Below are 22,411 nucleotides of genomic sequence, written 5' to 3'. Positions count from 1 at the left end.
ACACCGATTACTACCGTGAGAAGAGCCAACCAACCATGAGCCGTACCCCGCTGTACACCGACGATTTGCGTCTCGCGCACATTTTGGCAGATAGCGTGGACCGGGTCAGCTCCGCCCGTTTCCGTGACCGTCCCGCATACTCCCCCGCGGAGGACGGCCCCGCTATCCCCGAAGAGGAGCAGAAGCCCGCTGAGTCCGCGCCCCTGGCACCCTGGCAGCGTGCCGCGCAGCGGAGTGCCGAGCCCGAACCGGTCGTGCCGGAGGCGCCCGCCGATTATGCGCTGGAGGTTGCTCTAGAAGTTGAGGAGCTGTTGCGGGCTCAGCTGTCGAGGGTCCGCATCCGCGACGGCATCGCCGGCGAACACGCGGGCCACAACGGCCAGGCGGCGCGCCAGTGGGTTATTGCGCCCCTCGCGGAGCTGGATAACTTCCGCCGCGGCGTTCCCGTGTGGGCCACCCTCATCGCTCTGCTGGACCAGGGTGAGCCTGTGGTGGGCGTGGTCTCCGCCCCGTCGCTGGGCCGTCGCTGGTGGGCCGCTCGCGGTTCTGGCGCGTACACGGGCAAGTCGCTCGCGCAGGCGACCCGCCTTCAGGTTTCTGAGGTGACGCAGCTCGATCTTCTCTCCGTAGCGTACACGGATATCGCCTCATGGGAGCAGGCTGGCTCCTCCGTCCCGAACCTCACCCCGCGCCTGCTACACCTGCTACGTTCCGCAAGCCGTTCCCGCGCCTACGGGTCCTTCTGGTCGGCGTGTCTGCTCGCCGAAGGGGCCGTGGATACCGTGGTGGATCCGGCCCTTTCCTTCTTCGAGGTGGCGGCTCTCCTCCCGATCATCCGTGAGGCCGGCGGCGTTGCCTCTACCCTCGAGGGCAACCTGCCCGAGCACGCCGGTACGTCCGAGACGGTATCGCTGGTGGCCAGTAATACCGCAGCGGTTCAGGAACAGGTCCTCCAAATCCTTAACACGGAGGGTTAGGCCTCCTTCTCCCGCCGGACTTCTCTCGCCGGAGTAGCGCATACGGCGAAGGCGGCGGCACCCCAATACGGGGTGCCGCCGCCTTCCTGTGTTATATCGCGTTCTTAGAGAGCGACGAATAGAACGCCCAGCAAGGCCAGAATGCTCAGGCCTGCAAGGACATAGGCGAAGATATTGAAGGTGTTCATCTTCGAGGTGTACTTGGTGACGTGGCCGCTATTGACCTGCGCGGAATAGATGGCCAGCCAGATAGCAATACCGGCGGGAATCAGGCCCGTCAGGAATAGACCGACGACCGAGGTCGAGTCGTAGGCTAGCGAGCTGGAACGGTAGCCGCGGCTACTCATCTCACTCATCTCGAGGGCACGCAGGCCCACAACCATCCAGGCGTAGATGGTGAGCGCCAGGGCTCCCAGGCCGGAGCAGAAGGCGCCGATGGAGTAGTAGTAGCCGGGGCCGCGGAAATCGCTGGTGGCGTCGCCGTAGGGGCGGCGGTGTTCTTCGGGGACGGTGTACTCGGCCGGGATACGATGGTAGGTATCGTCACGCTCGGGGTACGCGGCGGGTGCGATAGCCACTCCCGCGGGTGCACCGGGCTGACCGTTCGGAGCACCGTAGGCGGGCTGGAAGGAGGGAGCTGCGCCGGGTCCTCCAGGCTGAGCCTGCGAAGCGCCGTAGGGAGCGCTATTGTTCGATGCCGTGGCGAATCCGCCCTGGGCGCCGCCGGAAGCGGGGGTGGGGTTCTGGTTATCCATGGTGTGTCCTTATTCGGGTGTCGCCGAGCTCCGGTGCGTGACGGTACGCTCCGAGAGCCCCCGGCAACGTGGGTATCCATTGGCTCTCTATCGTTCATCATACGGCTACGAAAGCTCAAGCGTCGCGGCGTCGGAACAATATCTACACTTTGATACTACGTCATGAGTTCTCTCTACGTCTTCTTACGTGACGTTCTCGTTACGATACGGTCGCACGTTCGCCCCGCAGCGGGTATAAAAATACCCGGCAGGTGACGCCGTGGGGCGTCCTGCCGGGTGGTAGAAACCTACCGCGGTTCTTCCTCTGGATTGGAACCGATAATCACCGCCGCACCCCATACGGGATAGCGGACGGTTGGGAGATCGTGGAGATGCGGGGAATCGAACCCCGGTCCGATGTGGCGTCAACGGGGCTTCTCCGTGCGCAGTTTATGCGAACGCTACTTTTCGGCTCCGGTACTTGCATAAACACATATACCGACGAACCTAGTCACGTAAAAGTCCCGCTAACCCCCGCAACAAGGGCTAGCAGCAGTGGCCTTTTAAGTCGATGCCGGTAACTGAGCCAAAGGCATGCTCAGGCCGACAGACGGCAACTCGCGCTTAGGCAGCGAGTGCGAAGTCAGTGCGCTTAGATTCTGCACTTAATTTTTTGCAGAGGGCGTTAACGAGATAACCCTGCATCCTCGGCACGCTTCACCCATCTCAACTCACATCGTCGAAACCGATCATCCCCCTATGCTTTTATCAAAAAGCCCACCGTCTTCTGAAAGTTTTCCTCAGCGTACCTAGACGCTGTGGTGCCATTCAAACACGGTAGAGATTCAGTATATCTGAGGCACCCGAACGGGCGCAAGTCCCTCGATGCTTCCCCCGACGACGTGCACGCGCCGAGTGCCTGTCCCCAACATAGAGATTCTCAGAAAGCGAAAGGAGGGGCGGAGCCTCAGAAACTCTGAGTGCTCCGCCCCTCCCCTAACGCGCTCGTCAGGTGGCGTTCTAAAGTTTATTAACGTGCCGGGACGGTCATCAGGTCGTCCGGATCGTCACCGATCTGGCAGACCACGTGGCCGTGACCGTCGCTAGTACCAACCTCGGCGCACTTCTGCATGGTCTGGAAGGCAAAGATATAGACAAAGACCATAATGAGGCCGAAGATAAAGGCCAGAGCACCGGTAATGATACCGGTAATTGCGAAGCCCTGACCCGCGCCGGCAGCCTTGGTCTGCTTCAGCGAGATGATACCCAGAACAACGGCAGCGATGCCAAAGAGCAGGCCGATTGCGAAGAAGCCGGTCAGAAGACCAACAATACCGAGAATCATCGAGGTGATAGCCAGAGCCGGGGTCTTCTTCGATGCCTGGTAGGGGTAGTTGCCCTGCTGGCCGTAGTTGTAGAGATCCTGGCCGGGCTGCTGGTAGGAGTTCTGCTGGTACTGGTAGTTGTTGTACTCACCCGGCTGGCCCTGCTGAGGGTAACCCTGGCCGTACTGGGAAGACTGCTGAGCCGAGGAGTCCTGGCCGTACTGGCCGAACTGGTTCTGGCTCTCCTGACCGTACGAGGACTGGTTGTAGGGGTTCTGGCCATACGAGTTCTGGCCGTAGGAACCCTGAGCGGACGAATCCTGACCGTACGAGGACTGATTGTAGGAGGACTGGCCGTACGCGTCGTTCTGCTGGGAAGAAGCAGGCTGCTGAGCAGCATAGGGGTTCTGCGCGTTCCCCTGGGGGTTTCCGTAGTTATTCTCAGACATCTGTCATTCTTTCTTTCACAGTTGCAGTGAACAGTTTCATCTCGCTCAACGCGCTACGTAGCGCCAAGCCTTACCCACAATTATATAAACAAGCCGCTCTTTGACCACATATCACGCAATTTTTTCATCAGGAGAGCCGCCACGCCCTCCATCCAGCCAATATGTTTCGGAGCCAGTGCGCGTGCTGCCCCCGTAAGGAGGCAGCACCGTCTGCCCTAGAAACGGCTCAGGGTCTTGTACTCCGAGGGGCTCAGGGTCTGCTCGTGACCGCCCAGGGTGCACACGTAACCGCCATCGGACGTCTCGTGACCGTTGTTGATGCACTCCTGACCCATCATGGCGTTCAGCACGATGACCGCGATGGTCACCGCGGCCACCACGAAGCTCACGACACCGGTCACGATACCGCCAATCGCCAGGCCCTTACCGGAAGCAGCGCCTCGACGCACCTGAACCAGCGCAACAATGCCCAGCACGATACCGGCCAGGCCGAGAGCAACACCGTAGATAAAAATACCGGTCAGAATACCCAAAATGCCGCATACCAAGGAGGCGATAGCCAGCCCCGAGCCCGGCTTCTGTTCCGCAGCAGAGTGCGAGGTGCGCTCCGCAGCATCCTGCACCGGCGCGGAAGCGGCGTCTTCGGGCAACGGCTGAACGTTCGAGGACTCAGACATATCGGTCTCCTTCGCATAGATATAGCTTGTGGCGGCGCACGACGGAGCATGAAATTGTAGGCAGCATCCGGCCGGCGCACTATCCACCTACCATTATAGGTAGGGGCACCTACCCTTCCCGAGGGAGAAGAGCGATGCGCCAGTCCCTAGCCGAGGTTGCGGTAGCGCATCGCGCGGCGCGCTTCCAGGTCATCCTGGCGCTCGCGCAGAGCCTGGCGTTTATCGTACTCACGCTTACCGGTCGCCAGGGCAATCTCAACCTTCGCGCGACCGTTCGAGAAGTACAGCTTCAACGGAACCACCGTGTAACCGGTCTCCTTCAGCTTCTGCGCCAGCTTGTTAATCTCCGAACGGTGCAGCAGCAGCTTGCGGCGACGGCGAGCCGCGTGGTTCGTCCACGTGCCGTAACCGTACTCCGCAATATGAATACCCTCGAGCCACATCTCGTTATCGGTCACCTGGCAGAAACCGTCCACAATGGACGCCCCACCATCACGCAGAGACTTCACTTCAGTGCCCAGCAGAACGATGCCCGCCTCATAGGTATCCACGATGTTGTAGTTGTGGCGAGCCTTCTTGTTCTGGGCAATAATCGCGTTATTTGGGTCTTTCTTCGCGTCTTTCTTCTTTTTCTGAGCCATTACTCAATCCTTCACGTCTTAGCTGTCTTCAGCCGCGCGCCCCGAAGCACGCCAGCGAATCCCAGCATCAATAAAAGCGTTCAAACCGCCATCCAGCACGTTCGAGGTATTACCTTCCTCGTATCCGGTGCGCAGATCCTTCACCATCTGGTACGGGTGCAGCACGTAGGAGCGCATCTGATCGCCCCAGCTCGCCTTGATATCGCCGGCAAGCTCCTTCTTCTTTGCGTCCTCCTGCTCCTTACGCAGCAACAGCAGGCGGGACTGCAGCACGCGCAGGGCCGCCGCACGGTTCTGCAGCTGCGACTTCTCATTCTGCATCGAGACCACAATGCCGGTCGGCAGGTGGGTCAGGCGCACCGCAGAGTCAGTGGTGTTCACCGACTGGCCGCCCGGACCCGAGGAGCGGAACACATCCACCTTAATCTCAGACTCGGGAATCTCAATAGCGTCCGTCTGCTCAATCAGAGGAATCACCTCAACCGCCGCGAAAGAGGTCTGGCGGCGGCCCTGATTATCAAAGGGCGAGATGCGCACCAGACGGTGCGTACCGGCCTCAACCGACAGGCGGCCAAAAGCGTACGGCGCGTTTACCTCAAAGGTCACCGACTTCAGGCCCGCCTCCTCGGCGTAGGAGGTGTCCAGCACCTTCGTCGGGTAGCCGTTCTTCTCGGCCCAACGCAGGTACATGCGCAGAAGCATCTCCGCGAAATCGGCGGCGTCCACACCACCGGCACCCGCACGAATGGTCACCACGGCCTCGCGCTGATCGTACTCACCGGAGAGGAGGACCAGAACCTCCAGCTCTTCCAGCTTGGCGCGAATCTGGCCGCACTCCTCCTGAGCATCGGCCAGTAGTTCGGCGGCGGTCTCAGCATCCTCGGCCTCGGCAAGCTCCACCATCACCTCAACATCGTCAATGCGAGAGGACAGCGAGCGCAGACGATTCAGCTCCGCCTGCTTGTATGAGAGGGCACTCGTCACCTTCTGGGCATGCTCAACATCATCCCAGAGGTCGGGGGCGGCGGCCTGTTCGGACAGCTCCTCAATGGCGCGCTCAATCCCCTCGATGTCGCTCACTGCGGCAATCGAGGCAAAGATAGCGCGAAGCTCTTTAATCTCAGCGGAAAAATCGAAGGATGCCATAGCTTTTAAGACTATCGCGAAACGCTCAGAAAGTCCCGCCGTTACGCAGATTCTCTCGGCAATCGCCGGGGTTTCCGGAAAGGTTTATCCGGCAGAAGGCCCCTGCCCATCCTTCAGACGCGATGAACCGTGCGCGCTCACCTCGATGCCATCGGGCACAATCACAGAGATAAGGGGCGGATGGATGCGCGCCGTCAGCTCAACGTGCACGCTGCGGCTGGAATCCATGTAGACGTTTCTTATCTGCAATCCTTGCAAATCACGCCCCATCTGCACCGAAGAGAGATAGGAACTCGCATGAGTCCGGGCCGCAGCGTCGCTCCCCTCCCCCGCGGCGTTCATTTGGTGCGTCACCGAGTTCGCCTGAGCATCCGCTAGGTCCTGCAGGTGTTGAGTCTGCAGGTAGGCGCCGGTAATGGCCACGGTCACCGAGCCGATGAGCAACAGCAACGCCAGCATGCCGACGATGAGCGGGGCGATACTCCCCTCCTCGGGCCCGTCCGCATGCGCACGGTTTTTCTTCACCGGGAAATGTGCCAGGAAACCTGCGAGGGTGACTGGACCCCAGCCTGGCAGAGCGTTAAGACGTCGCATTACCGGACCCCCAACTCGTCGCGTGGGAGGTCACCGGAATCACGCCTCCGCCCAGCACGGAAGGCATCAGCGGCAACCGCGCCTGCACGGTTACCGCCGCATAAGCACGGCTACCGGAGGTGCACTCCCCCGAAGAGCAGCTCAGGGCCACTCGCACATCGGCAGGGTCAACTCCGTAGTCCTGCGCCGCGTGGGCACCCAACCGCTGAGCAAGCCCCTGATCCACAACGGATCCTTCGGGCTGTTCCTGTACGTAGAGCACGACCTGGGCGCTCGCGGCATGGGCCGCCATGACCGAGGACTGCAGGCTGAAGATGGTGAGCACCGCGTAGAGCACGGGGATGAGCAGCGTAATGCCCAGGCCTAGGAACTCAACGATGGCGCTCCCCTCCTGGGAGGCATCCGGCGCGTCGTGCTCCCCGGGGAGCCCCCTCCTCATGGCGTTCAAGAGCGTATCCAACCTAGTCACCCGAGTGGTCCTCCGCGTAGATTGCGTGACCGCTCACCACGATAGATTCGGGGAAGCCCCACGGCCCCAGCACCGGCAGCGGCGACTTCACCGTCACCTCCAAAGTGCGCACACCCGTAGAATCACTACTCTGACGGTACGAAATATTCTCAGCATACGAGGATGGAAGAGTCCCCTCAATCATCTGACGGGTACGCTCCATGCCCTCCTGCGGAGTGCGGTCACGCATCGTACCGTACCGTGCCCCAGCCGCCGCAGCATCCACCAACATGGTTCGTGCATACAGGGCGAAAGAAACCTGCAGAATCGCCATGGTCAGCAACACCAACAGCGCACCGACCATGACGAATTCCGTGCTGGCGTCACCGCGCTCGCTCTCCTCCACAGAATATTCCGCGGAGGATAGCTCAGCGGCAGTCAGCTCAGAAGCGAAGCGAAAATTGCGCATTACTGGTGAACCAGAGCAATCGCGTCGTTGAACATCTTGGTCAGAGCGGGCTGAGCAATCGCCAAGATAGCGGCAACCAGCACGGCGCTCATCATGGTAATCATGACCCAGCCGGGCACGTCGCCGCGCTCGGGATCATCCTGCTTGTTCTTCAGGCGCAGAGCCAGCACGGATGCGATAGCCAGGGCAATCAGCACGGTGAGGGTGGTGCGGAAACGACGGAACATGATTTTCTCCTTCTATCAAAGGGTGTAGTGTGTGGTTGGTGCGGCGCGCCGGGCAATCAGCCCAGCCCACCACGGTGCAGCCGGTACGGTGTGTACCCGCCGCAAAATCTAAAAGTTCAAACGCATGAGCGACAGGCCCGGGAAGACCGCAAAAATTACGGTCAGCGGCAGGATGAAAAACACCACCGGGGCGAGCATCGCAATCTCCTTCTTACCGGCTGTTTCCATCAGCTCACGCTTAGCGTTATCGCGCACATCCTGAGCCTGCGCACGCAACACATCAGCCAGAGGGGTACCGCGCTCAATCGCAACAGCAATACCCTCAACGAAGCGGCTCAACGCCGGAACGCGAGTACGCTCCGCAAACTCCTGCAGCGCACTCAGCAGCGAAACGCCGGTGCGGGTCTGTGCCAAAATCTCAGAAAACTCACGAGCCAACTCACCGCGAGAGGTCAAACAGATACGTTCCAAAGCCGCCAGCGCCGACTCGCCCGCCGTCACCGACAGCGCCATCATCTCCGCCAGCGCCGGGAACTCAGCAACCAACTGCTTCTCACGCTTAGTCACCGCCTCACCCAGCCACCAGTCACGTGCCAGAAAGCCGCTCAAACCGCTCACCAGCACCAGCGCAACCGCCACCGGGAGTGAGAAACGCTCCTGCAGCACGCCAATGACGGTCAAGGCGCTCATGACGGTCACACCGGCAAGAGCCCACAGCAACTGCTCAGCACGAAACGCGCTCACACTCTGCGAAGAACCAGCACGACGCAGACGCTCCTGCACCGAACTATCACTCAGCGACGAGCCGCTCAACGACGAAGACAGCGAACGCAGAAGCGGCGCACAGAACGCCGAAATCGCCTCCAGCAGGCTCGGCTCACGGCGCTCCTGCTCCTTCAACAGCGACTCACGCAGGGTCTCACCGCGAAGCTGCGATGCCACGCGATCGGCGAAGGAAACGCTTCGAGTATTCAGAACCGACGAAAGAATCAGGCCCAGGCCGGCCGCCAGCAACAGGGCAAACACAATGGGAAGGTTCATCCGAAGACCCTCCGTTCGCGCGGAAGCTCACCGATGCGAAGCATCAGACGATAGGCGGCCAGCGAAACCGTCGCCCCGGCCATCATAAGCACGGCCCCGGCAAAGGAATTGTACACCATGCGCGCCGCCGGCTGCGTAGCCATCAGGCAGAGCACGAACCAGGGGGCCACGCACGAGAGCCGGGCCGCATTCACGGTCCAGGATTGGCGGGCCAGAAGCTCCGAGCGGGTGCGGGCGTTATCGCGCAGAAAATCGCTGAGCGTACCCAGCAGCTTGCCCAGGTCAGAGCCTCCCACCTCGCGGGCAATCTTGAGGGCCTCGATGATGGTGTCCGCAACCGGGTCCGAGAGGTACTCCTTCAGACGGTTCAGCGAGGGCACGAACTCGCCCGAGGCGCGGTAGTCACGCGAAAAACGAGCGAAGGCCCCGCGAAGCTCCTCCGGGCCGCGGTAGGAGAGCTGAATCAGTGCCTCCGGCAGGGAAAGGCCCGCACGAATCGCCGAACGCAGGTGGTCGACGGCATCCGGCCACAGCTGCCAGATGCGTGCATCCGCGGCACGGGCGCGATGATTCACCACCACGCGAGGGGCCACCAGCCCGGCGATAAACCCGAGCACGCCCAGGGCCACCAACTGGCTGACCAGCAGAAGCAGCAGGGACAGGGCGACGGCGCTCGCAAGGCTCACCCAGGTGAAGGTTCGAGGGGTCAGCGTGTGCATCCCGGCCTTGCGCAACGCCACGACCAGCGCGGGGTCGGCGGCCTCGCGAACGGGTTTCTGCCCCTCCGGAAAACAGGAGAGGTACACCAGGCACACGCCGATGCCCAGAATTAGGCTGAGGAAAAGCGGCATCACTGCCCCGCTTTCGCGAGGGCCAGCACCTGTTCGGGACGATGCCCCGCACGTACCCAGCGTTCGGCGTTCGGCAGTTCCAGGGCCACGCAGACCATGCGACCATCACGTCGCACAAATAGCGGCGACATCTCAATCACCCCGTCCTCGACACGACCGCCGAGCATGCTAATCTCCTCGACCCGGCGCTGCCCGCGGGTATCGCGGCCGCAGTGAACCACGATGTCAAAGCACGAGGCCACGGTGGGCACCACGAATGAGGAGGAGATATTCTCACCCGCCAGTAGCGGCAGGGTGCAAATCTTTGTCACGGCGTCGCGTGCCGAGTTCGCGTGAATCGTGCACATGCCGGGCAGACCCGCGTTGAGCGCAATCAGCATGTCCAGGGACTCTGCCTCGCGCACCTCGCCAATGAGGATGCGGTCCGGGCGCATACGCAGGGCCTCCTTGACCAGGCGGCGCAACTCGATGGCACCGGTACCCTCAAGGTTCGGCTGACGGCATTGCATGCCCACCACGTCTCGCAGCGGCACGGACAGCTCAAAAATTTCTTCGCAGGTGACCACGCGTTCCCGCGGCGGAATCGAGGCAGAGAGGCAATTGAGCATTGTGGTCTTGCCCGACTGGGTTGCACCCGAGACGAGGATATTCATGCCGCTCTCCACCGCGGCGTGCAGTAGTGAGGCAGCGCCGGCGCTCAGGGAGTTCATGCGGACCAGATCGGGCAGGCGGCGGGCCCGCACCACAAACTTACGGATGTTGATGCTCGTGTGCCTGCGGGTGATATCCGGGATTACAGCGTGCAATCGGGAGCCATCCGGCAGGGATGCATCAACAAACGGGGAGGAAAGGTCCAGGCGACGGCCCGAGGGCTTGAGCATGCGCTCCAGCAGGCTGTTGATGGCCCGGGGGCTCAGATGCAGGCCGGTGAGCTCGCTTTCGCCGTTGCGCGCGATGAAGATTTCATCGGGCGAGTTGATCCAGATCTCCTCAACGCTCTCATCATCGAGGAAGGGCTGGATGACCCCGAAACCGCAGATTTCATCGTGGAGCCGCTGGATGACGACGCTCCGCTCCCCCACATCGGGCAGGGAGACGCGGGTGCGCTTCTGCTCATATTCGTCCAAACATTCACCGATGAGCGCGCGTACGGCATCCCGGTCCTCTCGAGGGTCCAGGTTGCGACGGCGCATGGCCTCGCGGATGTTCTCCTCAAGTAGAGCCAGGTGTTCCATTTTGGTATTCGGAACGGTGTTCTCCATTGAAATAATCCGATGCTACGGTGTGTGGTGGCGTTACATGCAACTTTGCGACTGTAACCTATTACTTCCATCATCCTAGCCACAGGGCATCAAATTTATCAAAACTATATATTTCGCTACTTAATATTTACAGGTGTAGTTTTTCGATATTTTCTATCGTGATATGTGCCATTTCTACGCGGGGAATACCCGGATCAGTACAAACGCCCTAGTCAATCGCCACAAGTATTCTTCTCCGCCCTTGGGAGGTAGCTTGCAGCATCTAGCGCCAAGCCCATCTTCCTACCACGAATACGTGCGTAACATTTGGTGTTTTATCCACACCGCGGATTTGGCCAGGACCATCCGCGCTGTCCCTCACGAGCCGATAACCCCGCAACGAAAGAGCGCAGTGACAGGGCACGGCAAAGGGGCGTGCACTCCCCTCACGGGAATACACGCCCCTTCACCATGACGCTTAGCGTTTAGTCACCGCCGCGAATTACCTTCACAGCCTCCTTAATCGGACCGTCGAATCGAAGGTTACCGTGCTCCAGCACCACGCCGCGGTCACAAATCTTAGACACCAAATCCAGGTCATGGCTCACCACGGCAAGAGTCTTACCGGCAGAGCACAGCTCCTGAATCTTCGCAATACACTTCTTCTGGAACGGCTCATCGCCCACCGCAAGAATCTCATCCACCAGGAAGATATCCGGGTTCGTATGAACCGCAACCGAGAACGCCAGACGCAGGTACATACCCGAAGAGTAGAACTTCACCTCGGTATCGATAAAGTCGTGAATCTCAGCGAAATCCACAATCGAATCGAAGGAAGCCTCAATCTCATCCTTGGTCATACCCAAAATCGCGCCGTTGAGGTACACGTTATCGCGGCCGGTCAGATCCGGGTGGAAACCAGCGCCCACCTCAATCAGACCCGCAATATTGCCGCGAGTAAGAACCTCACCCTCGTCGGCGCGCATCACGCCAGAAATCATCTTCAGCAGCGTGGACTTACCCGAGCCGTTCAGACCCAGAAGAGCCACACGCTCGCCCTGACGAATATCCAGGCTCACGCCGTTGAGTGCATTGAACTTCTCCGAAAGATCACCCTTGCGGCCCTTAATCAGCCACACAAAAGCTTCCTTCATCGAACGGGTGTGGCGCAGAACGAAGCGCTTCACCAAATTCTCCACGTGAATCACCACGGGAGCGTCCGGGCTCACCGGCGGGAACTCAAGCTTCTTAATATCCACAGAATCAGAGCTCCTGGGCGAAGTTGCCCTCAAACTTACGGAAGAGCAAATCACCAATCAAAACGGTCAGCAGAGAAATACCAATGGCAATCGGAGTCCAGAAGCTGAAGAGATGCGGAACCACCTGCGAAGCAGGAAGCGCCAAATCCTCAGGACGGAGCGTCGGATGCCAGAAGCCATAGTGGAACAGCTCCACCGCAACGGTCAGCGGGTTAATCATGAACACGTTGAACACCCACGGGTAGAGAGTGTCACGCACCATGGTCCAGGAGTACAGCACCGGCGAGAACCAGGTAGCCACCATCAGCAGCATGTCCACAATGTTCTCCGAATCTCGGAAGAACACGTTAGCCACACCGAAAATCAGACCCAGACCATAGGACAGCAGCATCACGATGAGCATGCCCGCCAGAATCGACCCGAAAGCCAACGCGGACGGATGCCAACCCACCGCAAAACACGCCAGGAGCATGACCACAATCTGCGGCACAAAATGCACCAAAGCCACCCACACCGTCGACAGCGAGAACAACTCACGCGGCAGGTAAATCTTGCGAATCAGAGCGCTGTTAACCACCATGGCGCGAGCACCATTGCCGAACCCCTCCGAGAAGAAGTTAATGGCAATCATGCCCGAGAATAGGTACACCGCATAGTTGTGCATACCGCGTTCCAGGCCAAGGAAAAGACCCATGGCAATGTAGAACACCAGGAACTGCACGCCCGGCTTAATGTACGACCACAAAATACCCAGCACCGAGCCGCGGTAGCGGACCTGGATTTCCTTATCGACCAGCAGTCGAAGCAGGTAGCGATTCTTCATCGCATCCAGAATGCCGCGGCCGCGACCGGGCGCCTTCAGGGGAACAGACTTCAAATCGCTCATCGGGTCAGCTCAGAATCCGTATGCTCAGCAAAGGTCTTAGCCCACGCATCGTAGGAGGCAACCTCTGCGGCCTTCGAACGGTACAGGTCGCGCAGCTTCTCCCAGCCGGTCACCAGCTGAGCGTGCAACTTCGCGGCGTGAATCAGCTTCGACTTCAGCTGCTCGGGGTCACGACGGTACCAGAAGAGACCGGTACCCTCAGCGTTCGTGGCCAGAGCCGAGTCGAACTTCGACAGGGTCCACCAGTTAGTTTCACCGTAGTTCAGCTGAATCTGCGGATGCGCCTTCGCTTCTTCGCTCACGGGCTTGAAGAGCTGGCGACCCACGGTCTTCGCGGTCCACGAAGCAAGCTTCTTGTAGCCGGGGGATGCGAAGGAGCGGCGACCGCGGAACGGCGGCTTCTTCGACTGGATAGCCGGGAAGTCATCCACGTTCGGCTTCACCTGAGACTCCGGGTACTCCTTAGCCATCGCGCGAATCACCGGCAGACGCTTCGAGAGCGAGGGGTGCAGGTGATCGGGGCCCGACAGCAGGTCCTCGAGAGCCAGCAGACGGCCGGCCTCGGTGTAGTACTGCATCGACAGGGTGTGCTTGACGTCAAGGAACAGCGAATCCAGCAGCACGCGGCCACCCTTGTCGAAGGGAGAGTGCAACAGGGCCGTGATGAGACGGTTACGCTCGTGGTAGTAAGCCTGCCAGCCGACGGAATCGTCCTTATCGGTCCAGGACACGTGCCACACGCCGGCGCCGGGGAAGGACACGGTCGCGAAGCCCGCGGCCTTAGCGCGCAGGCCGTACTCAGCGTCGTCCCACTTCAGGAACAGCGGCAGGGACAGGCCGATCTCCTTGATGACCGCGGTCGGGATGAGGCACATCCACCAGCCGTTGTAGTCCACATCCACGCGGCGGTGCAGCCACGGGGTGTTACGCAGGTTGTGGTGGCCCAGGTTGTGGCCCATCGCCATGTCTTCGTGCGGCTTAGCGTAGAAGTTACGCCACGGATCCACGACCTCACCGAACGCGTGCAGGACCGAGCGGTCGAACATGTCAAACATGTGCGCGCCCACGATGGTGGGCTCCTTGCAGTAGTTTGCGAAGGTCACCATGCGCAGAATCGACTCGGGCTCAACGATAACGTCGTCATCCAGCAGCAGCACGTAGTCGGAGCCGTTGTTCACGGCCTCGAACATGCCGCGCGAGAAGCCGCCGGAACCACCCAGGTTGCCCTGATTAATGATGCGGAACTTGCCCGCCAGAGGCTTGACGACCTCTTCGAAGTCCTCGTGGTCCTGAACCTTCTGGGTGCCCTGGTCGACAATCAGGAACTCGTGCACGGCATCGAAAATCTCGGGGCTCTCGCCCAGCGCACGAATGTTATTGATGCAGTACTCCACCTTGTTCATGGTGGTAATCTGCACGGTTGCCTGGCCGGCCTTCACGTCGACGCGGGACTCAATATCACCCAACCAATTCGCCTCAACCAGCTCAAGGTCAGTAGTACCCGCCAGGTCGAACCAGTACCAGCCGCCGTCACCAAACGGTGCCAGGGGCAGGGTGAAGGTGTTGGTCTCCTCGCCGGAGAGCAGCTTGGCGTCCACACGCTGAATCACGCCACGGCCATTGGACTTGTACACAATGACCATGCCCTCGCCGCGAGTCTGAACGCTCAGGGTGACCTTCTTCAGGTCAGTCCAACGGCGCCAGTACGAAGCGGGGAAGGCGTTGAAGTAGGTACCGAAAGACAGGCTCTGACCCGCGCTCACGGTAATGGAACGGCGGCTGTTCAGGTTATTAGCGGCATCACGGTTTGCGCTGGCGCTCGACACAGACTGGCCGGAGGTGTTCATCGCCTCCGCAATGGAGGTCGAGGCGTCGCCGTCGATACGGGTGGGCAGCTGAACGCCGGTTGCAACGCCTGCATCCACGTAGAGGGGCACGACGTCGGTCTCAACCGCGCTCGGGAAAATGACCCGCTGCAGGGTCTTCAAAATCTGAGTAGCCATAACTATGCGTCCACACCGCCAGATTCAATCTTGGCGCCGTCGGTGAAGTGCGGGCGGATCTTGTTGTCAAACATCGACAGTGCCGAGGCGATGGCCATGTGCATGTCCAGGTACTTGTAGGTGCCCAGGCGGCCACCGAACAGCACGTTATCCTCACCCTTAGCCAGGTCGCGGTAAGCCAGCAGCTTCTCGCGATCCACGGCGGTGTTCACCGGGTAGTAGGGCTCGTCGCCCTTGTTAGCGAAGCGGGAGAACTCACGCATAATGACGGTTGCGTCCTTGGTGTAGTCACGCTCCGGGTGGAAGTGACGGAACTCGTGGATACGGGTGAAGGGGACGTCAGCATCGGGGTAGTTCATCACGGAGCAGCCCTGGAAGTCCTCGATCGGCAGGACTTCTTCTTCCAGGTCGATGGTGCGCCAAGACAGATCACCCTCGGCGTAGTCGAAGTAGCGGTCCACCGGGCCGGTGTAAACCACGGGAATCTGGCCGAGTACGTTCTCGCGGGAGTACTCGTGGCCGGGCTCGAAGAAATCGGTGTTCAGGTGAACCTCGATGTTCGGGTGTGCGGCCATGCGCTCCAACCAAGCGGCGTAGCCGTCGACCGGCAGACCCTCGTACTTGTCATTGAAGTAGCGGTTGTCGTAGGTGTAACGCACCGGCAGACGGGAAATGATGGATGCGGGCAGCTCCTCCGGCGGGGTCTGCCACTGCTTTGCGGTGTAGTGCTTAATGAAGGCCTCGTACAGGGGGCGACCAATCAGGGAGATGCCCTTGTCGTTGAGGTTCTGCGGGTCGGTACCGGCCAGCTCGCCAGCCTGCTCAGCAATCAGCGCCTTTGCCTCTGCGGGCGAGTAGGCAGCATTGAAGAACTGGTTGATGGTACCGAGGTTAATCGGCATGGGGTACACGATGCCGTTGTGGCGGGTGTACACGCGGTGCACGTAGTTCGTGAAGTCGGTGAAGCGGTTCACGTACTCCCACACACGCTCGTTGGAGGTGTGGAACAGGTGAGCGCCGTAGCGGTGCACCTCAATGCCGGTCTGCTTCTCCTTCTCGCTGTATGCGTTACCGCCAATGTGGGAGCGACGGTCCAGCAGAGCGACTTTCAGGCCCAGCTCGGTGGCGGCCTGTTCTGCGATGGTCAGGCCGAAGAGGCCCGATCCGACAACTACGAGGTCAGCAGTCAATGTTTTCTCCTGTATTATCACGGCGCCCCGGCCCCTATCGGGGCTGGTTTTCGCCTTCCAGACCGGGCATTTCCCCGCTGGTTCGGGGAGGGCACGATCCGCGTGGGCGGGGCACACCTTGCCCCTCCCACGATGGATATAGTCATACTCTAAGATACCCGCTTATCAACTGGTCCGCATACTTATGACATGATTTTCGGTACTTTTGGGAACTAGTTTTTGCGCTATTGGTCGTTGGGTTCCGGATGGCCATGAACGGGATTAGCACGCATCCGAAGATTTTTATGTGCCATTCAGGATAAGAGCTTCGGGAGCCGCACGAAACAGGGCGGGAAATTATTTACGCGTAAATATTCACTTGAGGGGCGGGCGGGCCCAATACCCAGAAGAGACCATTCAAGGAATAGTTTGCGCACCCGCCGACCGTATGCGCACAAGCCGCACACCGGGGTCGATCGCGAAAATCACCCCGGGTAGCCTTTCGAGCAAATATGCAGTTATCCACAGAATTTAAGATATTTAGATAGCAGAAACGCATTATTCGAATATTTATGTCATCTTAAATGGCATATATTGAGCATTAGTTCACTATGGGTTTACCTATAGGCATGACTCTCTATTTTCTTGACCGCGCTAAGACCTCCGCAGAACGCCCCTACCCCCGCGTCGTGCGGGTCGAAGGCGAACCGGGTAGGGCCGAAAGCATTACGCTGGCCCGGGCAGAAAAACGCCTGGAGCACGATTTGGCCGCCGCTCTACGAGAACAAATCGCAAGCGGTAAGAAGCATCTGAGCCTGCCTACATGGGGCGAACGCTCCGGCGAAGAAGAAAATACCACCGGTGCGGGCAACAGCGGGCGGGCCATCAGTCTTCTCTGCGTTCTGCGCGGCCCGGACGCCGGCAAGTCCTTCCCGATTCTCCGCGGGGACACCACGCTGGGCAGGTCCCCGCGCGGACGACGGGGAAAAGCCGGGCACGTGCATCTGCAAGACCCCTTCCTACGAGGGGTTCACGGAACCTTCCACGCTGATAGCTCGGGTGTGCTGTGGCGCCCGGTGAATACTCCCGCGCGTAAAATCCGGAGAACTCGGGACGATGGGGCACGGCCGGTTGTCTGGAACGAGCCCTTCCTTCTGGGATCGTCCCTTTGCGTTCTTCGAGACCCCGGCGTTTCAGGCCCGATTCCTTCCAACCGTGCGGAGTCTTCCGTTTCCAAGGGCGGTGCCGACAAGCTTCAGGGTTCCCCAGTGGACTCTCCCAACGGCAATCCGTTTGAACCCGTCACGGTCAACCCGGCCCAGCCTCGAAAGCTCAAGCAGATTCTACTCAGCGTTTGCCTGCCGGTTCTCGTGGGCCTGGCCATTGCGCTGCTGACCGGGCTGTGGTTTCTGCTTCTCATGTCGGTGGCCTCTTCCCTGCTCATGCTCCTGCACTTTTTTGGGAGCAGGGCCGAAAACCGTGCGGGCCGCGCAATGACCCGCACGGCGGCCGAAGGAGAAGAACAACGGGCCTTGAACCTACCCACCGCCGCGGATCTGGCGTTCGCCGCTTCCTCCCCCGCCCCTTCCGCGTTCCCCGCTCACCCCGGCATCGTGCTCGGATGCGGCCCCCGGCTACCCTATCTGCGTGGGCGTAACCTTACGCTCGCCTCACTGCCCAGGCTCCAGAGGGCACCCCACTACGTTCCCTTACCCGCCGGTGCGCTCGGGCACCGTCTTTCGCTCGACGAGGGGCACCTGCGCGCCTATCTCGTTCAGCTGGTCGCCGGTTATCCGGGAAGTATCTCAATCCTGCTCGGCCCTCCTGCGAGCGCCGAACAGGAGCGAATCAACGCGCTCCTGCAAACTCTCGCCGTGGCGCCCCGGGTTAGCGTGTACTCTCAGTGCTCCGAGACCGCCACCGAGGAAAGGCAGGCTCTTCACGATGCCCTGCACGACGAACTTTCTGCGCAGACCCCTCCCCTGTTGATCATGTCGGAGGATGCGTGCGACATTTACGCTCCGCTCGTGCGCACGCTCCAGGCTGAGGCGGCGTCCGTCGAGGCTGCAACACGGAATGGCTCGCGGGCTCCCAGAGAGCCGAGGGGCGCATCGGTGGCTCTGTGCATCATCGCCGATCCGAAGGATGGTACGCGGTCGACATCCGATCGTACCGTCTGCGAGTCTCTCTTCGCCGCGGGGTGGCTCGAGTGCGTCAGCGAGGGCAGCCACCGTCATTCCATCCGCTATGCGGCACGGCACTACTCGAAGCCTCCGGAGCAGCCCAGCGAAGGAGTAGTACAGGTGCACCCCCTCCTCCTCGATGACCTATGCCTGCACGCCGATGGGCTGAGCGTTGAGGCATTTATCCGAGCTCTAGAGCATCTCTATCTAGTTGAGGATGGGCCGAGGACGGGCAAGATCAGCGACGCGCAGGTGCACCAATCCGCGCATCGGTTCTCCTCCCTATCGGAGGCGAAAAACGAAAGAGGCGAAGGCGGGGTTGACCTATCTGCCGAGGGGCTCAAGGAACGGTGGTCGAAGGGGTTTTACGCCGAAGACGTCCGCTGCTACCTGGGGGTTTCGCAAGCGGGCTCACTTTCGCTCGGTCTTTCGGAACACGGGCCTCACTGGCTGCTGGGCGGCACCACCGGTGCCGGCAAATCCCAGCTGCTACGTTCCCTGGTGCTGAGCGCCGCCCTGGCCTACCCGCCCGAGCGTTTCGGGTTGATTCTGGTGGATTTTAAGGGTTCCGCGGGCCTGGGCCCCCTCGCCGAGCTGCCCCATACTCTGAGCATCTTGAGCAATTTTGATGTTTCCGCGGTTGAGCGCGCCCTAGAGTTCTTGAGGGCAGACGTCCGTCGAAGGGAAACCGATTTACAGGCTGCCGGGGTCAATTCTTACCGCGACTATTTGGCGGGTTGCCGGGCGCAAGGTGTACTCCCCCGTTACCCCGAGCTGCTCATCGTCGTTGATGAGTTCCGTATGCTGATTGATTCCATGCCCGATGCGATGACGGAGCTCATGCGCATCGCAACGATTGGCCGTTCCCTGGGGCTGCACCTGATTCTTGCTACGCAGCGTCCCCAGGGCACGATTTCACAGGATATCCGTGCCAATATCGCCACGAGTATCTGCCTGCGCGTGGCCAGCGCACAAGATTCCTACAACCTGTTGGAGCACGAAGCGGCCGCCTATATCTCGGCTACTCAGCCCGGAGCCGGGTACGTTCGTCTGCCGGATGGACGTTCCCTCTCGTTCCGCGCTCCTCTCACGGACCGAGTTCCCTCCGAGGTGCAGGCGATCCCCCCGAAGGTCTTCTCGCTCGAGCCCGAAGGTTGGAGGTGCATCAACGTTACGGAGGAATCGCCGAGGGAACGCTACGGAGAGGATGAGTGCCTCACCCGGTCTATTAGAGAAACCTTCCGCACCGTAGCGGGGCCTCACGGCGCCTCATATCTGCACGGTGCTCCCGGCACCGAGCCCCGCAAGGATGAGCAGGAAGAGTACTGCCCCATCCCCGAGGAGCTTCCCGAATCTCTATCCCTGTCACTTCAGGCCGAGGAGACGGAGCGAGGGAACGGGTACCTGCTGGGAGAACTGGAGATTGCCCGCTACGGTATTCGTGGCCGGTACAGATGGAACGGCGGACAAACGCTGGGGCTTCTGGGGCAGAGCGCGGAACGCATACCGTTTCTTCTGGGCCTGCTCGCTCAGGCGATATCCGCCAAAGTCCCGGTGGTTCTGCTGACCTCCGATGGCTCCCTCCAGCGGGACTTGGAGCCCTATGCTCCGTTCCTTGAGGTGCTCGTGGGGCCGCAAGAGCACCAGCACCTGCGTTTCTGCCTTGAGGAGCTGAGAGAACAGCGCCTGCACGCCGAAAGTGAGGGACACCGCCCACTCATCATCGTGGACGGCTTGGACGGATGGTTGGATGCGCTCATCCGCCATCCTGATACGGAGCATCTACTCTACGATGTACTCTCGCAAGGCTACCGGCGCGGCTACTCGGTGCTGTTCACCTCTGCACTGAGCCCGAGGGGACGCTTCGGCACGGTCGCGCACTCCACCCTGCTGAGCCGCCGCTTCCTCGATACCGACCTGATGCGTTCGGCCAGCCGCGACTACCCGGTCCCGTCCCAGGGTCACTACTGTGTCGAGGGGAGCATCAACGAGGGGTTTATCGGGGATCAGCCGCTTACCGCCTCGGTGCTGGCACCGTGCACGCTATCCCTCCGAGACTTTGAAGCGTATGCCTGCTCAACTGCGAGCGCATCCGCTCAGACAGGCACCCTGCTACGCCAGTTCCCGGAGTATTTCCGCATGCCCGCGGAGGAGTATATTCGCGTAGCTCAAAAGACCTGCAACCCCCGGGGTGAGCAGCTTCTCGTGGGTTTCAACCGCCGCCGTCTTCCCGTGTGGCTGAGCGCCGGGCGGGGAAGCATCATTCCCGTCCCGGGTGCCCGGTCAACGGGTAAGAGCACGCTACTCGAGAGCGTCCGCCAGCTCAACCCGCATCTGGAGGCGCTCTGCATCGAGGGAGGCAATAGTTCCAAGCCGTTCACGGAGGAAACGGTACGTTCCCTGCTGAGCGAAGTGAAGCATCCCGCCCAGACTCTGCTACTCGTCGATGATTTGCAGTACCTTTCGGCCGGAGTGCAGAACGTTCTGCTGGAGCGGCGCGGGGCCTTCCGCGCGGTCTTCGTAACCTACACACCCTGGCCGAGGCGGGCCTCCTCCCCGCTGCTTTCGGCGCTTATGGGATGCTCACGTGCGCTTCTGCTCGCGCCCGCAACCCTGGCGGATACCGATATCTGCACCGTTACGGCGCTTCCGGCGGATCGTTTTACGCGAGGCGAGCAACCGGCCGGGCGCGCGGTAGCGGTGGATGGCAACGCTGTTGAAGCGATACAGGTTCCGCTACCGAGGGTCCTCGACGCTCACCCTATTGCATAGAGATAATCTGGCGATAGCCTAGCGGCGGCGGCCGATACGCTTGGCTTCCTCACCGCGTTCCTCGGTGACGGCTTCGATGTAGCGGCGGCTGCTGGGCATCAGGACGAAGATGAAGTCTACCGCCGCGCCAATAACGCCCGCAATCGTCATGGACTGGCCAATATTCAGACCGAAGGCGCTCACGTTCATGATGAGTGTGCTTGCAGTGACCCACAGGGCGCAGAGGGTAATCAGGATCATGGGCAGGCGCGAGCCGTAACGTCCACGGTAGAACCGCAGGGCGTAAAAGGTCATGCCCGCGGCGATGAGTATTTGAAGCACACCGCCGACCACGCCCTGGGCGGGCTCGCCATTAGATAGGAGGAAGGGGTAGATGATACCGCGAATCAGAATGTATGCCGCGAAGGTTTCGGTCAGAACGAATGCGTAGAGGACGTTGAACGGGCGTGACTTCACGGTGGGCTCCTCACAGGTAGTGTCGTTGGCAGGCCGAGGGACATTCAGCCTGATGCGCTTGTAGTTTAGCGGCTGGGCACTTCCTCCGCGCATTTGTTTGCACGCGGGGTGCCTGCATATGTGCAGGAGGCTCGCCGCCTCGTCATCGGTGCGGTTCATCGGGTGAAGTACCGCTTTATATTATGCCCGAGGTGTCGCTCCTCCGCGGGGCGGCTCCCCGGTTGTGAGACGACTCAGCGCCAGGTTGTGCCACCGTGCGATTCTCCAACCAGACAATTAGACAAAGGTTCACCTTAGTGATAGATGCCTCAGCGTAATACTGAAGTTTTTAGCGTAAAGCACTTGTCACATTAGCCCCGACGTGCGAAAGTTGATAAGTCAAATTTCACCCTAACTTGGGGCGCACACCCCAACGGTAGGCCTATTTGGCACGCGCACAGGAATAATAAACAGCATCTCGCTTCGGCGGGACTGCACATAGAGAAGGAGGTCCACCGTGGATTGGCGTAGTCGTGCAGCTTGTTTGGACAAGGACCCGGAGCTGTTCTTCCCCGTTGGAAACACCGGACCCGCCCTGTTGCAGATTGAAGAGGCTAAGACCGTCTGCCGCTCTTGCGAGGTTATTGACGTCTGCCTGAAGTGGGCCATCGAGACCGGCCAGGACTCCGGCGTGTGGGGTGGCACCAGTGAAGACGAGCGTCGCGCCATGAAGCGTCGCGCAGCTCGTGCCCGCCGTGCATCCTAACTTCCGGAGTATTCAATAGGGCATTAAAAAGCGTGGTGCAGTGACTTATCGGTCACTGCACCACGCTTTTGCTATACCCAGGGCAACAATAAACCCGGCCGTGGAACCCCAAAGTTAA

General features: G+C 60.4%; 20 protein-coding genes and 1 other RNA gene. 3 read left to right on the top strand and 18 right to left on the bottom strand.

All coding sequences use genetic code 11. The features are described 5' to 3' along the window. Positions 1–35: 35 nt before the first annotated feature. On the top strand, positions 36–977 hold the full coding sequence (locus HMPREF2874_RS05230; RefSeq protein ID WP_070649187.1) for an inositol monophosphatase family protein: 942 nt from the start codon (positions 36–38) through the stop codon (positions 975–977). Between the two features lie 104 nt (positions 978–1,081). Here the strand turns inward: HMPREF2874_RS05230 and HMPREF2874_RS05225 are convergent, their stop codons facing one another. The 17 genes from HMPREF2874_RS05225 to glf all read right to left on the bottom strand — a co-directional run bounded on the left by HMPREF2874_RS05225 (position 1,082) and on the right by glf (position 16,158). Next, complete coding sequence (locus HMPREF2874_RS05225) at positions 1,082–1,732, bottom strand: hypothetical protein (protein ID WP_070649186.1); 651 nt, start codon at positions 1,730–1,732, stop codon at positions 1,082–1,084. Positions 1,733–2,095: 363 nt separating this feature from the next. After that, positions 2,096–2,468, bottom strand: a transfer-messenger RNA (tmRNA) gene (gene ssrA / locus HMPREF2874_RS05220). A 273-nt stretch (positions 2,469–2,741) separates the two neighbouring features. Beyond that, entirely contained in the window at positions 2,742–3,485 is a 744-nt protein-coding gene (locus HMPREF2874_RS05215; protein ID WP_070649185.1) for a DUF4190 domain-containing protein, read from the bottom strand. Positions 3,486–3,700: 215 nt separating this feature from the next. Continuing rightward, positions 3,701–4,162 (bottom strand): DUF4190 domain-containing protein, encoded by a 462-nt coding sequence (locus tag HMPREF2874_RS05210; RefSeq protein ID WP_070649184.1) that lies wholly within the window; start codon positions 4,160–4,162, stop codon positions 3,701–3,703. A gap of 146 nt (positions 4,163–4,308) precedes the next feature. Further along, positions 4,309–4,803 (bottom strand): SsrA-binding protein SmpB, encoded by a 495-nt coding sequence (gene smpB / locus HMPREF2874_RS05205; RefSeq protein WP_005505423.1) that lies wholly within the window; start codon positions 4,801–4,803, stop codon positions 4,309–4,311. Between the two features lie 18 nt (positions 4,804–4,821). Next, entirely contained in the window at positions 4,822–5,949 is a 1,128-nt protein-coding gene (gene prfB / locus HMPREF2874_RS05200) for a peptide chain release factor 2 (RefSeq protein WP_070649183.1), read from the bottom strand. An 84-nt stretch (positions 5,950–6,033) separates the two neighbouring features. Further along, positions 6,034–6,474, bottom strand: coding sequence for a pilus assembly protein TadG-related protein (locus tag HMPREF2874_RS05195; protein ID WP_070649312.1), 441 nt, complete (start codon positions 6,472–6,474; stop codon positions 6,034–6,036). Between the two features lie 55 nt (positions 6,475–6,529). Next, positions 6,530–7,012 (bottom strand): pilus assembly protein TadE, encoded by a 483-nt coding sequence (locus tag HMPREF2874_RS05190; RefSeq protein WP_246823781.1) that lies wholly within the window; start codon positions 7,010–7,012, stop codon positions 6,530–6,532. Continuing rightward, positions 7,005–7,460, bottom strand: coding sequence for a TadE family protein (locus HMPREF2874_RS05185; protein WP_070649182.1), 456 nt, complete (start codon positions 7,458–7,460; stop codon positions 7,005–7,007). Before HMPREF2874_RS05185 ends, HMPREF2874_RS05190 begins: the two co-directional genes overlap by 8 nt. Beyond that, the gene (locus HMPREF2874_RS05180; RefSeq protein WP_005505403.1) at positions 7,460–7,687 is read right to left on the bottom strand and encodes a hypothetical protein; all 228 of its coding nucleotides are present in this window, start codon (positions 7,685–7,687) and stop codon (positions 7,460–7,462) included. The genes HMPREF2874_RS05185 and HMPREF2874_RS05180 overlap by 1 nt, the downstream gene beginning before the upstream one ends. 108 nt (positions 7,688–7,795) lie before the next feature. Then, positions 7,796–8,728: a type II secretion system F family protein gene (locus HMPREF2874_RS05175; RefSeq protein ID WP_070649181.1), complete on the bottom strand. Its 933-nt coding sequence runs from the start codon at positions 8,726–8,728 to the stop codon at positions 7,796–7,798. Then, a complete protein-coding gene (locus HMPREF2874_RS05170) occupies positions 8,725–9,579 on the bottom strand; it encodes a type II secretion system F family protein (RefSeq protein WP_070649180.1) in 855 nt (284 codons plus the stop codon). The genes HMPREF2874_RS05175 and HMPREF2874_RS05170 overlap by 4 nt, the downstream gene beginning before the upstream one ends. After that, the gene (locus HMPREF2874_RS05165) at positions 9,579–10,841 is read right to left on the bottom strand and encodes a TadA family conjugal transfer-associated ATPase (protein ID WP_070649179.1); all 1,263 of its coding nucleotides are present in this window, start codon (positions 10,839–10,841) and stop codon (positions 9,579–9,581) included. The genes HMPREF2874_RS05170 and HMPREF2874_RS05165 overlap by 1 nt, the downstream gene beginning before the upstream one ends. Before the next feature lie 464 nt (positions 10,842–11,305). Further along, the gene (locus tag HMPREF2874_RS05160) at positions 11,306–12,079 is read right to left on the bottom strand and encodes an ABC transporter ATP-binding protein (protein ID WP_005505398.1); all 774 of its coding nucleotides are present in this window, start codon (positions 12,077–12,079) and stop codon (positions 11,306–11,308) included. 4 nt (positions 12,080–12,083) lie between these two features. Then, on the bottom strand, positions 12,084–12,965 hold the full coding sequence (locus HMPREF2874_RS05155) for an ABC transporter permease (protein ID WP_049333323.1): 882 nt from the start codon (positions 12,963–12,965) through the stop codon (positions 12,084–12,086). Continuing rightward, a complete protein-coding gene (locus tag HMPREF2874_RS05150; protein ID WP_070649178.1) occupies positions 12,962–14,968 on the bottom strand; it encodes a glycosyltransferase in 2,007 nt (668 codons plus the stop codon). The genes HMPREF2874_RS05155 and HMPREF2874_RS05150 overlap by 4 nt, the downstream gene beginning before the upstream one ends. Positions 14,969–14,970: 2 nt before the next feature. Beyond that, on the bottom strand, positions 14,971–16,158 hold the full coding sequence (gene glf, locus HMPREF2874_RS05145; RefSeq protein WP_049333325.1) for a UDP-galactopyranose mutase: 1,188 nt from the start codon (positions 16,156–16,158) through the stop codon (positions 14,971–14,973). Between the two features lie 608 nt (positions 16,159–16,766). Here glf and HMPREF2874_RS05140 point away from each other — a divergent pair. Beyond that, positions 16,767–21,092, top strand: a complete 4,326-nt coding sequence (locus HMPREF2874_RS05140; protein WP_246823780.1) for an FtsK/SpoIIIE domain-containing protein — start codon at positions 16,767–16,769, stop codon at positions 21,090–21,092. An 18-nt stretch (positions 21,093–21,110) separates the two neighbouring features. Here the strand turns inward: HMPREF2874_RS05140 and HMPREF2874_RS05135 are convergent, their stop codons facing one another. Further along, positions 21,111–21,548: an alpha-N-acetylglucosamine transferase gene (locus tag HMPREF2874_RS05135; protein WP_070649176.1), complete on the bottom strand. Its 438-nt coding sequence runs from the start codon at positions 21,546–21,548 to the stop codon at positions 21,111–21,113. 496 nt (positions 21,549–22,044) lie between these two features. On the opposite strand from HMPREF2874_RS05135, the gene HMPREF2874_RS05130 reads away from it, so the two are divergent. Further along, positions 22,045–22,293 carry a WhiB family transcriptional regulator gene (locus HMPREF2874_RS05130; protein ID WP_004005030.1) on the top strand — a complete coding sequence of 83 codons (249 nt, stop codon included), beginning with the start codon at positions 22,045–22,047 and terminating at the stop codon, positions 22,291–22,293. Positions 22,294–22,411 lie beyond the last annotated feature (118 nt).

This window comes from Rothia sp. HMSC068F09 (assembly GCF_001812775.1).
GTDB lineage: Bacteria > Actinomycetota > Actinomycetes > Actinomycetales > Micrococcaceae > Rothia > Rothia mucilaginosa_A.
This window is presented reverse-complemented; position numbering and strand designations above follow the sequence as displayed.

Excerpts from the sequence above, each read along its gene's own strand:
- HMPREF2874_RS05140 (WP_246823780.1), top strand. The coding sequence starts at position 16,767 with ATGACTCTCTATTTTCTTGACCGCGCTAAGACCTCCGCAGAACGCCCC.
- HMPREF2874_RS05170 (WP_070649180.1), bottom strand. The coding sequence starts at position 9,579 with ATGCCGCTTTTCCTCAGCCTAATTCTGGGCATCGGCGTGTGCCTGGTG.
- HMPREF2874_RS05175 (WP_070649181.1), bottom strand. The coding sequence starts at position 8,728 with ATGAACCTTCCCATTGTGTTTGCCCTGTTGCTGGCGGCCGGCCTGGGC.
- HMPREF2874_RS05155 (WP_049333323.1), bottom strand. The coding sequence starts at position 12,965 with ATGAGCGATTTGAAGTCTGTTCCCCTGAAGGCGCCCGGTCGCGGCCGC.
- HMPREF2874_RS05210 (WP_070649184.1), bottom strand. The coding sequence starts at position 4,162 with ATGTCTGAGTCCTCGAACGTTCAGCCGTTGCCCGAAGACGCCGCTTCC.
- HMPREF2874_RS05180 (WP_005505403.1), bottom strand. The coding sequence starts at position 7,687 with ATGTTCCGTCGTTTCCGCACCACCCTCACCGTGCTGATTGCCCTGGCT.
- smpB (WP_005505423.1), bottom strand. The coding sequence starts at position 4,803 with ATGGCTCAGAAAAAGAAGAAAGACGCGAAGAAAGACCCAAATAACGCG.
- HMPREF2874_RS05230 (WP_070649187.1), top strand. The coding sequence starts at position 36 with ATGAGCCGTACCCCGCTGTACACCGACGATTTGCGTCTCGCGCACATT.
- HMPREF2874_RS05165 (WP_070649179.1), bottom strand. The coding sequence starts at position 10,841 with ATGGAGAACACCGTTCCGAATACCAAAATGGAACACCTGGCTCTACTT.
- HMPREF2874_RS05215 (WP_070649185.1), bottom strand. The coding sequence starts at position 3,485 with ATGTCTGAGAATAACTACGGAAACCCCCAGGGGAACGCGCAGAACCCC.
- HMPREF2874_RS05185 (WP_070649182.1), bottom strand. The coding sequence starts at position 7,460 with ATGCGCAATTTTCGCTTCGCTTCTGAGCTGACTGCCGCTGAGCTATCC.
- HMPREF2874_RS05225 (WP_070649186.1), bottom strand. The coding sequence starts at position 1,732 with ATGGATAACCAGAACCCCACCCCCGCTTCCGGCGGCGCCCAGGGCGGA.
- prfB (WP_070649183.1), bottom strand. The coding sequence starts at position 5,949 with ATGGCATCCTTCGATTTTTCCGCTGAGATTAAAGAGCTTCGCGCTATC.
- HMPREF2874_RS05150 (WP_070649178.1), bottom strand. The coding sequence starts at position 14,968 with ATGGCTACTCAGATTTTGAAGACCCTGCAGCGGGTCATTTTCCCGAGC.